12 protein-coding genes are annotated in these 14,306 nt (G+C 68.2%); 7 read left to right on the forward strand and 5 right to left on the reverse strand.

The annotated features are described in order from the left end of the window. Nucleotides 1-183: 183 nt before the first annotated feature. Together DIS04_RS04230 and DIS04_RS04235 are read left to right on the forward strand one after the other, a co-directional pair. Entirely contained in the window at nt 184-1,407 is a 1,224-nt protein-coding gene (locus tag DIS04_RS04230) for an ATP-grasp domain-containing protein (RefSeq protein ID WP_111412450.1), read from the forward strand. 42 nt (nt 1,408-1,449) lie between these two features. Continuing rightward, nucleotides 1,450-3,498, forward strand: a complete 2,049-nt coding sequence (locus DIS04_RS04235; protein ID WP_111412451.1) for a hypothetical protein — start codon at nt 1,450-1,452, stop codon at nt 3,496-3,498. On the opposite strand, the gene DIS04_RS04240 is transcribed toward DIS04_RS04235, so the two are convergent. Further along, nucleotides 3,492-4,523: an AbrB family transcriptional regulator gene (locus DIS04_RS04240; RefSeq protein ID WP_245904474.1), complete on the reverse strand. Its 1,032-nt coding sequence runs from the start codon at nt 4,521-4,523 to the stop codon at nt 3,492-3,494. The two genes, DIS04_RS04235 and DIS04_RS04240, sit on opposite strands and share 7 nt — an antisense overlap. 79 nt (nt 4,524-4,602) lie before the next feature. Here DIS04_RS04240 and DIS04_RS04245 point away from each other — a divergent pair, with 79 nt between their 5' ends. Further along, complete coding sequence (locus tag DIS04_RS04245; RefSeq protein ID WP_111412453.1) at nt 4,603-5,367, forward strand: TlyA family RNA methyltransferase; 765 nt, start codon at nt 4,603-4,605, stop codon at nt 5,365-5,367. Nucleotides 5,368-5,372: 5 nt separating this feature from the next. Here the strand turns inward: DIS04_RS04245 and mscK are convergent, their stop codons facing one another. Next, the gene (gene mscK, locus DIS04_RS04250; RefSeq protein WP_422667471.1) at nt 5,373-8,801 is read right to left on the reverse strand and encodes a mechanosensitive channel MscK; all 3,429 of its coding nucleotides are present in this window, start codon (nt 8,799-8,801) and stop codon (nt 5,373-5,375) included. Between the two features lie 228 nt (nt 8,802-9,029). Between mscK and DIS04_RS04255 the strand changes: the two genes are divergently transcribed. The 4 genes from DIS04_RS04255 (at nt 9,030) to DIS04_RS04270 (ending at nt 11,206) form a co-directional block, all read left to right on the forward strand. Then, nucleotides 9,030-10,091 (forward strand): phospholipase A, encoded by a 1,062-nt coding sequence (locus tag DIS04_RS04255; RefSeq protein ID WP_245904475.1) that lies wholly within the window; start codon nt 9,030-9,032, stop codon nt 10,089-10,091. 89 nt (nt 10,092-10,180) lie between these two features. Continuing rightward, nucleotides 10,181-10,513, forward strand: a complete 333-nt coding sequence (locus DIS04_RS04260; RefSeq protein ID WP_111412454.1) for an ElaB/YgaM/YqjD family protein — start codon at nt 10,181-10,183, stop codon at nt 10,511-10,513. Then, complete coding sequence (locus tag DIS04_RS04265) at nt 10,513-10,914, forward strand: phage holin family protein (RefSeq protein WP_111412455.1); 402 nt, start codon at nt 10,513-10,515, stop codon at nt 10,912-10,914. The genes DIS04_RS04260 and DIS04_RS04265 overlap by 1 nt, the downstream gene beginning before the upstream one ends. Continuing rightward, on the forward strand, nt 10,895-11,206 hold the full coding sequence (locus tag DIS04_RS04270) for a YqjK-like family protein (protein ID WP_111412456.1): 312 nt from the start codon (nt 10,895-10,897) through the stop codon (nt 11,204-11,206). The genes DIS04_RS04265 and DIS04_RS04270 overlap by 20 nt, the downstream gene beginning before the upstream one ends. An 82-nt stretch (nt 11,207-11,288) precedes the next feature. Here DIS04_RS04270 and DIS04_RS04275 read toward each other — a convergent pair whose 3' ends face one another. The 3 genes from DIS04_RS04275 to egtB form a co-directional block, all read right to left on the reverse strand. Beyond that, nucleotides 11,289-11,939, reverse strand: a complete 651-nt coding sequence (locus DIS04_RS04275) for a TetR/AcrR family transcriptional regulator (protein WP_111412457.1) — start codon at nt 11,937-11,939, stop codon at nt 11,289-11,291. 64 nt (nt 11,940-12,003) lie between these two features. Continuing rightward, nucleotides 12,004-12,969 (reverse strand): L-histidine N(alpha)-methyltransferase, encoded by a 966-nt coding sequence (egtD, locus tag DIS04_RS04280; protein WP_111412458.1) that lies wholly within the window; start codon nt 12,967-12,969, stop codon nt 12,004-12,006. Between the two features lies 1 nt (nt 12,970). Beyond that, nucleotides 12,971-14,284 carry an ergothioneine biosynthesis protein EgtB gene (gene egtB, locus DIS04_RS04285; protein WP_111412459.1) on the reverse strand — a complete coding sequence of 438 codons (1,314 nt, stop codon included), beginning with the start codon at nt 14,282-14,284 and terminating at the stop codon, nt 12,971-12,973. Between the last annotated feature and the right edge of the window lie 22 nt (nt 14,285-14,306).

Raw genomic sequence — 14,306 nt, forward strand, 5'->3', positions numbered from 1 at the left:
TCGAACCCGGCCTGCATCAATGGCTTGCCGAGTGCGCGAGCACTATACCAGCGGCCGAACGGGCCAGCAAGCGCACTCGAAGGCGAGCGGAGATGCGATCATGTGAAACGTTGATATTTCGTGTAGGGTAAAGAAAAGCGAGAAACAACGACACGTCCAACGAACGCTCAGGAGGGGCAGACCATGAACAAGGATCCCAACAAGGGCTACATCGCCCTGCTTGGCTGGAGCCTCAACGCCATCGAGGCCGCCGAGAATTTCGACCGCCGCTATATCGTGGTGGCGCCGGAATGGGCGGAGGAATACTGCCAGAAACACGACATTCCCCACATCTCGTGGAACTTCGAGCGGCTCAACGATCGCTCGATGGAGATCGCCGAAACCCTGCAGGAGATGGGTGTGGACGTGGCGATCCCCCTGTTCGAGGAAACCGTCGAATGGGCCGGCGCGATCAACTCGCTGCTGCTCGACAACCCGCGTCTCTACGGCCAGTCGCTGCTGCTGCGCGACAAGGCGCTGATGAAACGCCGCGCCCAGCTTGGCGGCATTCGCGTGGGCATCTTCGAGGAGGCCCACGACAAGGGGGATGTCATCCGCTTCCTCAAGCGCGTCAACCAGACCCTGCTCAAGCTCGACGGCGATCCCAACGACCCCATCCACCTCAAGGCCTTCGACAAGGCCGGTTGCCTGGGGCACCGGGTGATCCGCACGCCCGACGAGGTCGATACCATTCCCGACGAGGAGTTCCCGGTGCTGATGGAGTCGCACCTGGACGGCTGGGAGTTCGCCGTGGAGGCGTGGATCCACGACGGCAAGATCGCCTTCCTCAACATCTCGGAGTACGTCACCCTGGGATACTCGGTGTTCGTTCCCGCCTCACCGGAGCTGGAGCAGTACCGTCCCCAGATCACGGCCCAGATCGAGAAGCTGATCAAGGCCTTCGACATCGACTTCGGCCTGATCCACCCCGAGTACTTCGTCACCAGCGACGGCGAGATGTACTTCGGCGAGGTCGCCTACCGCCCACCCGGCTTCAAGGTGTTCGAACTGCTCGAGCGGGTCTACGGCTTCAACGCCTACCAGGCCAGCATGCTGGTGTTCGACCCCCGGAGCACCCCCGAGGAGGTCAAGGCCTTCTTCCCCCGGGAGGTGGAGGATGCCAAGTGCTACGCCGGCTGCTTCGGCGTCTATCCGCGGCGTCGGGTGGTCAGCCGCCTGGAGATTCCCGAGGAGATCGAGGAAGACCCCTACTTCGAATCCCACGAGCTCACTTCGCCGCTGGAGGAGACCGTGACCAAGCGCACCGCCTTCGGCACCCACTGGGGGCTGATCTACTTCAAGGGTGACGACCCGCACCGGCTGAGAGAGCTGCTGAAGCATCAGGAAGAGCTTGATTTCTACGTCTGATCAGGGCGTCATGGCACGACAGCCCGATCACAAGGAGTCCGCGTGACCACGAATCGGCACACGCAAGAGGCCAATCCGCCAGCGGACGATGACAAGCTCCGCGGGCTGTTGGCAAACCTCGACGAAGCCGCCCGGATGCTCGGCGAGGCGCGCGACTTCGCCAAGCCGGGCAAGCTGCCTCGCGTGCTGGATACGGCGCGCCGCGTGCTGCTCCAGCCCGGTGGCGCCGCCGCCCTGGAGGCGCGTGCCCAGGCGCTCGAGGAGGCCGGCGTGTTCCTCGGCTCCGATTGGGCCACGCCGCAGTACCTGCTGCCTTCGCTGACCACCTATGCGCTGAAGAGCACGGATGCCAATACCGTGGTGATCGAGGCGTTGAGCGAGCTGCGCCTCCTGGCGGTGGCCAAGGGCGGCTATGCCCACCCGCAGGTCTCCGCCGAGCAGGCCCATCACTACCTGACCCAGGTCCTGGCGATCAACCTCTGGCTGCTGTTCAGTGCCCCCAGCGAGGCCGAGCGGGAGACCCAGGGGCGGCTGGCGCGGATTCCCCGCCAGCTGTTCCACCACCTGGCCGAGCGCATCGGCTACGAGCACATCATCGACAAGTTGATCGAGGAGATCTGGCGCATCCTGCAGCAGCGGCCGATCCAGGTGGATTCGGTCAAGCAGATGATCACCCAGATCGCCATCTGCCAGGCCGACCCCGACATCGACCTGGGCGCCAGCGGCCAGGGCGCCGATCGCCTGGTGAGCTCGCTCTACGGGCCGACGCGGGCGTGCCGGGAGGACCCCGGCCTCGAGGTCTATCGCGAGCGGCTGGCGAGCATGGACAATGCCGCCCTGCAGGGCGAGGCCACCGGCTTTGCCCGCGCCATGCACGACACCGGGCTGGTGTCGCCCTATCACCCGGTGCTGCTGCGCCATCTGCTCGACCACGGCGATCACCTGCTGGCCGAGGCGCTGGGCCTCTCGTCGACCGGGCGCGACTGCCTGCTCTGCTATCGCGAACTGGCTCGCGCCCTGATCCGCAGCGCGGTGCACCCGGCCACGCCGCAGGCCGTCTACGGCCTGACCCTGATGCTGGAGCGCGGCATTCTCTACCAGCCCCCGGTGGCGCCGGCCATGTGGCGGCAACTGGGGCTGTCGCTGTCGGAATGGTCCCAGCAGCGCCTGAGCCTGGCCTTCGGCGACACCGTATCGCCGCGGGCGCGGCTGCTGGAGGGCGTGCTGTGCATGCTCGGCCTGCCGCTGGGGGTGGGCCAGGGCAACAACCCCACCTGCCAGTCGGCGCGGGCACTCTCCATGTGGGCCTACAACGACCCGGACTACCTGCTGCAGATGGTGGCCTGGGCGGCCCGCGACGACGAGATCGTCATGCACTTCGAGGGCCAGCCCGTCTCCTCGAGGGAGAGCATCGGCGGGGTGGCCCAGAGCCTGCCCATGGACCTCGACCCGGTATCGCTGATCGTGGTGCCGCACCTGGACCGCATCTACGCCGAAATGGGGCGGCGCTGCATCGGCCGCGAGGGCGATCCGCACCGCTGGGTCAACCCCGAGTTCCACGGCTGGTGGTCGGGCCGCGGCTTCCGCATCAACGTCGATGTCGCCACCGGCCAGCTGGAGGAGCTGGAGACTTTCCTGCGCCACTTCTATGCCAGCTACCACCCCTACTACAACGGCAACCAGCCGCTGATCCACCCGCAGCCGGCAGGCATCGCCGTGACCGACAGCGCGGCACGCTTCATCGGCTGGCACGCCATCACCATCCTGCGCGTGTCGCTGGACCCGTCGGAGGTGATGCGGGTCTACTTCTACAACCCCAACAACGACAGCGGGCAGGACTGGGGCGATGGCGTGCAGGTCAGCACCGACGGCAACGGCGAGCGCTTCGGCGAGGCCTCCCTGCCCTTCGAGCAGTTCGCCTCGCGCCTCTACATCTTCCACTACGACCCGCTGGAGCGCGGCGAGCTGGCCCGGATCACCCAGGAAGAACTCGACCGGGTGACCCAGTACGTGCATCGCAGCTGGGGGGCCGATCGCATACCCGCGGCGGATTTCCAGGCCGATGCCGGGCCACGCCCGCGGGACTACTGAGCGGGCCGGCCCAGCAGCCAGCGCGCCCAGAACGGGGCGAACAGCATCAGCGCCACCATGCGCAGCAGGTGATGAAAGGCGACGAAGACGGGGTCGAGATCCAGCGCCACCGCCAGGATCGCCATCTCGCCGATGCCGCCGGGAGCCAGCGCCAGCAGCGCCACATCCCGCGGCACATCAAGCAGCCGATGAATCAGCTCGGCAAAGCCGGCAAGCACCGCCAGCGCGACCAGGGTGGCGACGAAGGCCTCGCCGACGTAGCGCCCCAGCCGCGCCGAGGATAGCCCGCGAAAGCGCGCGCCGATGGCGCAGCCGAGCACCCACAGCATCAGGTTCATGCCCCACTCCGGCAGGCTCAGGCTGGCAAGGCCGAAACCGGACAGCAGGCCGGCGAAGAGCAGTGGCGCGAGCAGCGTGGGGCTGGGGAGGCGCAGGCGCCGCCCCAGCGGCAACAGCAGCGGCAATGCCAGCAGCATCCACGGCGCTGCGAGTTCGCGGTCCACCGCGGCAGCCACGTCGGCACCGCTGGCGCCCTCGAAGAACCAGAACAGCGGTGGCAGGATCATCACCACCAGCACCACCCGCAGCGACTGGGCGATGGCGATGCGCCGCGGGTCGCCGCCGGCCTTCTCCCCCATCAGGATCATCGCCGTCAGCGCCCCGGGCGCCGAGGCGAACCAGGCACTCACCGGGTCGAAGCCGCAGCGACGGTACCAGGCCGCCGCGGCCGCCGTGGAAGCGGCCACCCCAAGCAGCAGCAGCATGGCGGAGAGCGGCCAGTCGAGTACCCGCTCGGCCAGCTGTGGCGTCACCTGGCTACCCAGCACCAGGCCGAGCACGCCGAGGAACACCTCGCGCAGCGGCTCGGGCACGCGCACGTCGACCCCCTTCGCCGAGACCACCAGGTTGGCCGTCAGCGGCCCCAGCATCCAGGCCAGCGGCAGGCCGACGAGCTGGAACACCAGCCCGCCCACGGCGCCGATGGCCAGCGACCGGGCCAGCGCTTGTCCTTCGCTTCGATCCACGCGACTCCCTTCTGTTAACCGGCTAACGAAACGATTATGCCATAATGGCTGCCCCGCTTCCGGCCGTCGGAGTCGCCCCATGCCCCGCCTCGACCAACTGCTCGTTTCCCAGGGCCTGGCCCGTTCGCGCACGCGCGCCCAGCGGCTCATCCGCCATGGCCGGGTGAGCCTGGCGGAGAGCGGCCGCGTGCTGCGCAAGCCGGGGGAGAAGCTGCCCGAGCAGACCCGCCTTGCCGTGAGCGAGGATCCCGAGGAGCGCTACGTGTCACGCGCCGGCCTCAAGCTCGAGGCGCTCATCGAGGCCCTGGGCATGGCGCTGGAAGGCAAGCTGGTGCTCGACGTGGGCCAGTCCACCGGCGGCTTCACCGACTGCGCCCTGGCCTTCGGCGCGCGCCATGTGATCGGCGTCGAAGTGGGCCACGGCCAGCTCGACCCCGAACTGCGCGGCGACCCACGCGTGACCTGCCTCGAGGGGCTCAACGCCCGTGCCATGGCGGACGAGCCGCGCCTGCACGAGGCGCTGGCGGCCCAGGGCGACACGGCCCCCGACGTGACAGTGATGGACGTCTCGTTCATCTCGCAGACGCTGATCCTGCCGCAGATCGCCGCCCTGCTGCGCCCCGGTGGCGAGCTGCTGAGCCTGGTCAAGCCGCAGTTCGAGGTGGGGCCGGGCGGGGTCAACGCGCGCGGCATCGTGACCGACCCGCAGCGCTACGGCGAAGTGGAGAGCGCCCTTGGCACCTGCTGCGCCGAGCTGGGGCTGGCGATTCGCCACTGGCGGGAGAGCCCCCTCACCGGTGGCGATGGCAACCGGGAGTTCCTGCTGCACGCGGTGAAACGCTGACGGCCTCAGCGGCCGGCGTCGTCCCCACCCCCGCCGATCTCGATATCGCCGGGGTCGCCCCCCGCCCCGGGGGGCGGGAACGACTCCCCGCGGTCGTCCGAGGGCGTCAGCGTCTGCACCTTGCGCTTCGTCTCGCCGTCGGCGCGGTGCAGCCAGACATCGAGCTGGTTGAAGGCGATGTCGATGTCGTGCTCGGCAAACAGCTCGCCGACCCGGCAGTTGATTTCGTCGGTGGCGAAGAGCCGGTCGCCTAGCGAGTTGACGAATACCCGCAGCTCGAAGGTGAGCGTGCTCTCGCCGTAGTTCATGAAGAAGACCTGGGGTTCGGGGTCGTTCAGCACTCGCAGGTTCTCGTCGGCGACCTGGCGCAGCAGGCGGTGGACCAGGCGCTGGTCCGAACCGTAGGCGACGCCGAAGGTGAGGACGACCCGGGTGATGGTGTCCGACAGCGACCAGTTGATCAGCTGGTCGGTGATGAAGGTCTTGTTGGGGATGATGATCTCCTTGCGATCGAAGTCGGTCACCGTGGTAGCACGGATACGGATCTTGCTCACCGTGCCGGTCAGGTTGCCCAGGGTGATGGTGTCGCCGATGCGCACCGGCCGCTCGAACAGGATGATCAAACCCGAGACGAAATTGGCGAATATCTCCTGCAGGCCGAAGCCCAGGCCCACACCCAACGCCGCCACCAGCCACTGCAGTTGGCTCCAGGCCACGCCCAGGGTGGCCAGCGCCCCCACCAGCCCGGTGCCGACGATGGTGTAGGAGAGCAGTGTCGAGATGGCATAGGCGCTGCCCTGCTTGAGTTCCAGCCGCGACAGCACCATCACCTCGAGCAGGCCCGGCAGGTTGCGCGCCATGACCAGGGTCAGGACGAAGATCAGTACCGCGGTGAAGATATCGGCCACCGACAGCGCGCTGGTGACGAGATCCGAGCCGCCCTCTTCCCCTGCGTCCCAGATCGCGACATCGTTCAGATAGCCCAGTACCGTGAGCTGATCGGACCATACCAGATAGAGCAGCACGGCAAAGCCGATCAGCAGGAACAGCTTGGAGAGGCGCAGCGACTGCTGGTTGATCTGTTCCATGTCCAGCGGCGGTTCCTCTACCACTTCGAGCCCCCCCTCGGCACCCTCCTGGGCCTGGGTACGCCGCCTTATCAGCGCACGCCTGAAGGCCAGCCGGCGAGCCGCCACCGCCAGGCCACGCACCACCGACGCCTCGACCAGGATCCACATGGCCAGCAGATAGAGGGTGATGACGAAGCGGCCGATCAGGCTCAGCGCGGTGTACTCGAAGCCGGAAACGATCAGCCCCACCAGCACCAGCGGCACGGCGGCCATCAACAGCCCGAGGATCAGGCGGAACAGCTTGACGCCGAAGAACGGCGTATGGGCCAGGATCAAGCGTGCGAGCAGCACGCTCATGGCCAGCAGCCCGGCCAGCAGCAGTGTCAGCGCGATGGGCCGCGTGGTCAGGCTGATCTCGCCGTCGCGGGCCAGGGCGGAGATCAGCAGCACGGGGACCAGCGCCACGCCGAGCCAGCCAAGCAGCCAGCGCAAGCGCGCGACATAACCCGATGGCCAATAGAAGTGCTTGGTCGCCACCCCGTCGCGCACCAGCAGGCGCCGCGACCAGGCGAGGAAGCCCCAGGCCAGCGCCAGGTGCAGGAAGGCCTGTCCCAGGCCCGAGGCAATGCCGTCTCCGATGGCGTCCAAGGAGAAACCCAGGCCGGCCAGGGTCAGCGGCCCGGGCAAGGCCAGCAGGGCGTTGAGCCCGACCGCGAGCGGGGTATGCGCCTGGGAGTCGCTGCGCAGCCGGCCGATCTGGTCGTGCAGCGCGGCCAGCCGGCGCTGTATGCGGCGCCGCAGCCCCAGCAGCACAACCGCCGCCAGCACGAAGGGGGCTCCCGTCAGGGCCTCGGCACCAGGGGTGCGCCAGTGTACCGGCAGCACCTCGCGCCACTCGCCCTGCTGCCATTCGGCGGCCAGGTTGGCGGGAAGATTGCGGAACCAGGCCAGATCCAGCGGGCGGGTGTTGGCGATCCAGAACAGCTGCTCGTCGATGGTGGTGCGCAGCTCATGCGAGGTATCGAGCAGCTCTTGCTGGTTGAGCTGCAGTTCGATGGCCGTGCTCAGCAGGCTGCCGTAGGTCTGCTCGAGCTGGTCGACCAACTGGCGGCGCGAGTGGTAGAGCCCCTGCAGCGATTCCACCAGTGCCTCGCTGACCTCGACGCCGGCCTCCTCGAGGCGCTGGTTGGCCAGGCGTTCGCTCTGGCGCAGGGCGTCACGCTGGCGCACCAGGTCGAACTGGCGCAGGCGCAGGTCGGCGATCTCGTCCTGCAGGTTGCGCCTGGCATCGACCTGGGGCAGGGAGCGGCGCTGCTCGCGCAGGATGCGCGACAGCAACAGGCTGCCGCGAATCGCCTCGATCTGTTCGTTGAGGCTGCGCTCCAGCTGGCGCACGTGATCGAGCTGGCTGCGAATCGCCAGGCTCTCGCGCACCAGCCCGTTGTGACGGTCGTTGGCCCGCAGCAGCTCGAGGCTGAGCTCGCGGTTGGCCTTCTGGGCGCGCTCGAGCACCGGGTGGCCGGCTTCGAGCAGCGGGTCGTCTCGCGCGGCATCGGCGATCGCCTGCTCCGTGGCCAAGCGGCGCTGACGATCGATCACGCTCTGCAGCAGGGTCAGCTCGGCTTCCTGACGTGCAATCTGCTGGGTCAGCAGGTCGCGGCGCTGCTGGGCCAGTTCGCGCAGCCGGGTGTTGCTGCCCAGCTCGCGCTGGCGCAGGCGCAGCGTGCGCTCGGCCAGGAGACGCTCGACCTCGAGCTGCCAGAGCTGGGGCGAATCGTCGCTGGCCCCCTGCCCCTCCAGCGCATCGAGCGAGCGGCGCGCGCGCTCGGCAGCCTGCATCGCCTCGGCGATGGACTGCTGGGCGCGCTCCGGCAGGGTCTGGGCGGAAAGCAGCTGGGCGTTGACGTCGGCCAGGCGGTCCTGCTGCTGCTGCAGTTCGAACACCGCCTCCTGCCTGCGATACTCCAGCTCCTCCAGCGGCACATCGTCGAGCTCGGCGATGGAGCGATCGAGCGCCGCCTCCTCCTCCTCGAGGATCTCCCGCTCCAGGCGCAGCAGTTCGGCGGGAGCCTCCTCCAGCCGCTGTTCCAGGGCCTCGAGCCGCTCCTCGACCCCCTTCAGCTCCTCTAGGGCGCTCAGCGTCGCCTCCAGGGCGTCGATATCGCGCTGCTCGGCGTCGGATACGCTCACGCCCTCCTCGGGGCGCAGCTCGGCCAGGCGTTCCTCCACCGCCTCACGATCGGGCAGGTGTTCCTCGGCCGCGACGCGCCCCCCGGCCAGCAGCAACGGCAACAGCAGCAGCAGGACGCACCAGACGGAAACGCGCCGCGCCGCGTGGCCGGCCCGGTATCGACGATGGAACACTGGAAAAGGCAATTCGTTCACACTAGCCCTCGGTCGGCGTGATCTCGCGGCTTCGTGTCGATTCTCGGTCCCACGGCAGCGCAAGGCAATGGGAAGCCTGAACTAAACCGGGTTCGGGGCCTGCGGTGCACCTGGATCCGCAGCAGGCGAAAGGCAGGCGCATGGTTGACTTGAGGCCCGGACGTGTTAGAAACAGCGTTCATCCACCCTTCCTTCGGTCCCGCCGCCATGATGCTTCGTCGTTCGACTTCCCAGGCTGTTCTCGCGTTGCTGCTGGCCGGGGCCGCCGGTACCGTCCTGGCCCAGGAAGGCCCGCTCACCGCTGCGGAGCGCGCGGCGATCGAAGCGCGCATCGAGGCACTCGGCCAGGAGATGGACTCGCTGCGCCAGCAGTTGACCGAGGATCGGCTGCAGTCCGGTGAAGGCCGCCTGGGGCTCAGCGAGGTCGTCACCATCGCCTCGGAGCAGGAGCTCGAGCCGGTGGAGGAACGCCGTCAGCTCGAGCGGGAATCGTCGCTCAACCCCTTTGCCATCACCACGCACCGGCGCAACTACCTGCTGCCGCTGAATTACGACCGCCGCCCCAACCAGGAGGTCTTCGGCGACGTCGACCGGGACGGGACCCCGGACCGCGCCGAGGTCAAGTTCCAGTTCAGCGCCAAGTTCAACCTGATCGAGCGTCTCTTCGGCGATTACGGTGGCGATCTCTACTTCGCCTATACCCAGCGCAGCTGGTGGCAGGCCTACAACGCCGATTCCTCGGCGCCGTTCCGCGAGACCAACTACGAGCCGGAGGTCTTCATCGACTTCGAGAATCGCTGGTCGTTGCTGGGCTGGACCAACATCAACAATCGGCTGGGCTTCAATCACGAGTCCAACGGGCGCTCGGGCGACATGTCGCGCAGCTGGAACCGGGTGATCCTGGAATCGACCTTCATCAACGACGACTGGCTGGTCAGCGTGTCGCCCCACTGGCGCGTTCCCGAGTCCGAAGGCGACGACGACAACCCCGACATCGAGCGCTACATGGGCTACGGCACCGTCGGCGTCGCCCGGCGGCTCGGCGACAGCGAGGTGAGCCTGGAGTGGCACGGCAACCCCAGCGCCGGCCACATGGGGACCCGGGTGGACTATTCGTGGCCGCTGTTCGGCAACATCCGTGGCCATGTGCAGTATTTCTACGGCTACGGCGACAGCATGATCGACTACGACCACCGTACCCAGCGCATCGGCATCGGCTTCAGCCTCAATCCGATCTTCTCGGGCAACGACGACACGTTCCCCGATTGATTCCGCTCGACGACGCAGCGAAGCGACGTTGAAGTCGCAGTCGCTAATGCTATGCTGAGCCTGTAATCCCCCGTCAAAGGAAGACTTTCATGGCCTCTCGCACACCGCATGTCGACGAAACCACACGGCAATTGAAGGAAGACCTGCACCAGTTGAGCCACACCATCGAGGAACTGGTGAGTGCCACCGCCGACGATTCGCGCAGCAACATCAAGGAGCTGCGCGAGCGCGCCGAGAAGCGGCTGAAGGAGACCCGGGCACGCCTCGAGGCCCGTGGCGAACGGCTCTACGGCGAAGCCCGCGACACCCTGCACCACCAGGCCGATGCCTGCGACCGCTACGTGCACGACAACCCCTGGACCAGCATCGGCATCGGCGCCGCGGTGGGCGTGGTCATCGGTATGCTCATCGGGCGTCGCTGATGGCGTCCAGTGAAGGACCGGTTCAACGCCTGTTCGTCATCGCCAGGCGCCTGCTGGCAAGCCTGGTGGCCACCGGCGAGACGCGCCTGCGTCTCGCCGTGCTGGAACTCGAGGAGGAGCGTGCGCGGCTCGTCACTCTGCTGCTGCTGCTGGGCTTGAGCCTGGTGCTGCTGTTGCTGGGGCTGGGCATGCTCACGCTGCTGGTGGTGGTGCTGTTCTGGGATACCCACCGCCTGGCCGCGATCGGCATCAGCGCCCTGCTGCTGCTGGGAAGCGGCCTCGTCATCGCCCTGCTGGGGCTGCGCCAGGCCCGGCGCCACACCCTGCTCAAGGAGACCCTGGCCCAGCTCGCGCTGGACCGCCACCTGGTGGGGGAGCAGCGTGACACGTCGCGACAGTGAGCGTACCCCAGGGCCGTCTCGCGCGCAGCGCAAGGCCGAACTGCTGGCGGCGATCGAGCAGCAGCGCATCGACATCCTGGTCGAAGCCGAGCGCTGGCAGCACGCCTCCGCTTCCCTCGATGCGGGCTGGCAGCGCCTCAAGCAATACCGCGGGTTGGTGTACCTGGCCGGTGGCATCCTGCTGGTCGGCGGCGCACGCCACCCCAACTCGGTGCTACGCGTGGTCAGGCGGCTTGCGGCCGGCGGCTTGCTGCTCAACCGCGCACGGCGGATCCTGCAGCAGGTACGCTGAACTCGGCCGAGCCCCTCCCGGCCGGGTCGCGCCCTTCGCCTAGCCCCTTTTCCGCCGCCGGCACCTCCCCTCTGGCACTTGCCTAGAGCTGGGCCTCGGCGTGATGGCGCCGGTGGGCCACGCCCGGCACCCACTTCATCCAGCTCTCGCCGTGCTTGAGACGCTTCTCGATGAAGCGCCGGGTGCGGCGCTGGCCTTCGCTGGTGTCGGAGGACCATACCGCCAGTGCCGCCAGGAACAGGCTGGTCAGCGCCACTTCCTCCACCTGGGCGCGCCGGGTGCCGTAGCGCGCCTCGAGGCGCGCCGCCTCGCGCAGCCACTGGACGGTCCGCGACAGGTCGAAGACCATCGGCACCCAGGTGTGCGGATGCGGCAGGTGCGCCTTGGTCCGGAGCATCTGCAGGGTCACCCGACGGTGCGCCGCGTAGGTATCGAACCAGGCCTGCAGGCAGTGCTCGATACGCACGCGCTCCGGCCAGTCGTCGAAGGTATCGGGCTTGGTGGCCAGCATGGCGCGCCAGCCGCGCTGGAACCAGGCGTTGGCCACGTCGTCCATGTCGCGAAAGCGCTCCAGCACCACGGACATCGGCAGCTCGAGGCTGCGCGCCACTTCGGAGAGGCGCACCCCTCTCCAGCCATGCGTCTCGGCCTGGCGCACGGCTTCGTCGACGATGCGGTCGACGAAGGGGGACACCTCGGATCGGGAGGCGTCCTGGATCGCAATCATGGTCATGGCGGGCCCTCTGTTTCCAGCGTGGTTCTGTCATGCAGCATAGACCGGATTCCCGCCGTGGCCATCAGGCCGCGCGCTCCAGGTAATGGATGCAGAACAGGCCGTCAGGGTCGGTCCAGTGGGCCCGCGGCTCGAAGCCGGCGCGGCCGGCCAGCTCGCGAAAGCCGGCGACGCTGTACTTGTAGGAGTTCTCGGTATGCAGGCTCTCGCCCTGGCCGAAGTCGATCCGCTCCCCTGCCACGTGGATGGCCTGGTCGTTGCGGCTCACCAGGTGCATCTCGATGCGTGAGTCGGCCTCGTTGTAGAAGGCGTGATGACGAAACCCCCGCGGCTCCACCTCGGCCGCGAACTCGTCGCGCAGGCGCTGCAGCAGGTTCAGGTTGAAGGCCGCGGTGACCCCGGCCGCGTCGTTGTAGGCGGCATCGAGGATCGCCCGGTCCTTGATCAGGTCGACGCCGACGAGCAGCCCCCCGCCCGGCGGCAGCAGCGCGGTCAGCCCCTCGAGGAACGCCTCGGCTTCCTCGGGGGTGAAGTTGCCGATGCTCGAACCGGGAAAGAAGGCCACCGGTCGTTCGCCCGACAGCCCCTCCGGCCAGGCCATGGGGCGAGAGAAATCGGCGCAGGCGGCGTGAACCTCGAGCCAGGGGTAGTCCATGGCCAGCCGCCGGGTGCTGTCGAGCAGGAAGTCGCGGGAGATGTCCACGCCCAGGTAGCAGGCCGGATGCAGCGCCTCGAGCAGCAGGCGCACCTTGCGGCTGGCGCCGCTGCCCAGCTCGATCAGGGTGGCGTCGCGGCCGGCCACCTCGGCGATGGCGGGGGCGGCATCGCGCAGGATCGCCTCCTCGGTGCGGGTCGGATAGTACTCGGGTTGCCGGCAGATGGCGTCGAACAGCTCCGAGCCGCGGCGATCGTAGAAGAACTTGGGGGAGGTGTGCTTGGGGGTGGCGCTGAGCCCCGCCAGCAGCTCCTCGTAGAGCGAACCCGCCGCCTCCGGCGGGTGCTGGTCGTGAAAGCGTACGAACGATTCCATGTCAGGCCTCCCTGGCGAGCCGAAAACCGGAAAATGCCCAGCGGGCGTGGGGCGGGAAGAAGTTGCGGTAGGTCGGTCGCACATGGTCCGCCGGCGTGGCGCAGCAGCCGCCGCGCAGCACCATCTGCCCCGACATGAACTTGCCGTTGTACTCGCCCAGCGTGCCCGGCAGGGTGCGAAACCCCGGATAGGGCCGGTAGGCGCTGCCGGTCCACTCCCAGACGTCGCCGAACAGCTGGCTCGCGACCCCGCCCGGGGCCGGGACCGCCACCGGCTGCAGGTGGTCGCGCTCGACGAAGTTGCCGGCGATGGCCGCGTCGCGGGCGGCCACCTCCCACTCCGCCTCGCTGGGCAGGCGCGCGCCGGCCCAGCGGGCATAGGCATCGGCCTCGAAGAAGCTGACGTGCACGACCGGGGCATTCTTGTCGACCGGGCGCAGGCCGCCCAGGGTGAAGTGGTGCCAGCCATCGTCGCGCTTCACCCAGTAGAGCGGTGCCCGCCAGTCAGCCTGGCCGACCTGCTGCCAGCCATCCGAGAGCCACAGCTCGGGGCGGGTGTAGCCGCCGTCCTCGATGAAGGCCAGGAACTCGCCATTGGTCACCGGCCGGTTGGCCAGCTGGAACGCCTCGAGGAACTGGCGATGCGGCGGCCCCTCGTTGTCGTAGGCGAAGCCGGTGGCCGGATCGTGGCCCACGCGGCGGACGCCCGCGGCATGCTCGAGCCAGGCCAGCCCGCCGGGCGCCTGTGCCAGCGGCGGTACCAGGTCGTCGCGATAGGCCGGGCACAGCGGGTTCTGGGCCAGGATGTGCTTGATGTCCATGAGCAGCAGCTCCTGGTGCTGCTGCTCATGGTGCAGGCCCAGCTCCAGGCGCCGGAAGATCTCGCCGGCATGCTCGGGTGGCGGCGATTCGAGCAGCTCGGCCATGGCGGCATCGACGTGGGCGCGAAAGCGGTAGACATCGGCCACCGTGGGACGCGACAGCGTGCCGCGCCGGGGCCGCGGAAACGGCACGCCGTGGGTCTCGTAGTAGGAGTTGAAGAGAAAGTCGTAGGCGGGGTCTAGCGTTCGGTAGCGGGCGTGGAAAGGGGCGAGGATGAAGGCTTCGAAAAACCAGGTGACGTGGGCCAGATGCCACTTCGGCGGGCTGACGTCATCCATGCTCTGGATGACATGGTCCTCCGTGCACAGCGGGGCGCAGAGCCGCTCCGAGGCCTCGCGCACGCGCTGATAGCGTCTCAGCCACTCCTTGGTGTGCAGGGTATCGAGGGTTTCCGACTGATGGGGGTCTTGCAGCTGGTGGGCAAGCGGGGGCATGGCGCACTCCTGTGACGAACCA

The organism is Billgrantia lactosivorans, assembly GCF_003254665.1.
Lineage (GTDB): Bacteria > Pseudomonadota > Gammaproteobacteria > Pseudomonadales > Halomonadaceae > Halomonas > Halomonas lactosivorans.

Bases quoted from the DNA above. Each gene is read 5' to 3' on its own strand.
- DIS04_RS04260 (WP_111412454.1), top strand. From the start codon at position 10,181: ATGGCCTCTCGCACACCGCATGTCGACGAAACCACACGGCAATTGAAG.
- DIS04_RS04245 (WP_111412453.1), top strand. From the start codon at position 4,603: ATGCCCCGCCTCGACCAACTGCTCGTTTCCCAGGGCCTGGCCCGTTCG.
- egtD (WP_111412458.1), bottom strand. From the start codon at position 12,969: ATGGAATCGTTCGTACGCTTTCACGACCAGCACCCGCCGGAGGCGGCG.
- egtB (WP_111412459.1), bottom strand. From the start codon at position 14,284: ATGCCCCCGCTTGCCCACCAGCTGCAAGACCCCCATCAGTCGGAAACC.
- DIS04_RS04275 (WP_111412457.1), bottom strand. From the start codon at position 11,939: ATGACCATGATTGCGATCCAGGACGCCTCCCGATCCGAGGTGTCCCCC.
- DIS04_RS04255 (WP_245904475.1), top strand. From the start codon at position 9,030: ATGATGCTTCGTCGTTCGACTTCCCAGGCTGTTCTCGCGTTGCTGCTG.
- DIS04_RS04265 (WP_111412455.1), top strand. From the start codon at position 10,513: ATGGCGTCCAGTGAAGGACCGGTTCAACGCCTGTTCGTCATCGCCAGG.
- DIS04_RS04230 (WP_111412450.1), top strand. From the start codon at position 184: ATGAACAAGGATCCCAACAAGGGCTACATCGCCCTGCTTGGCTGGAGC.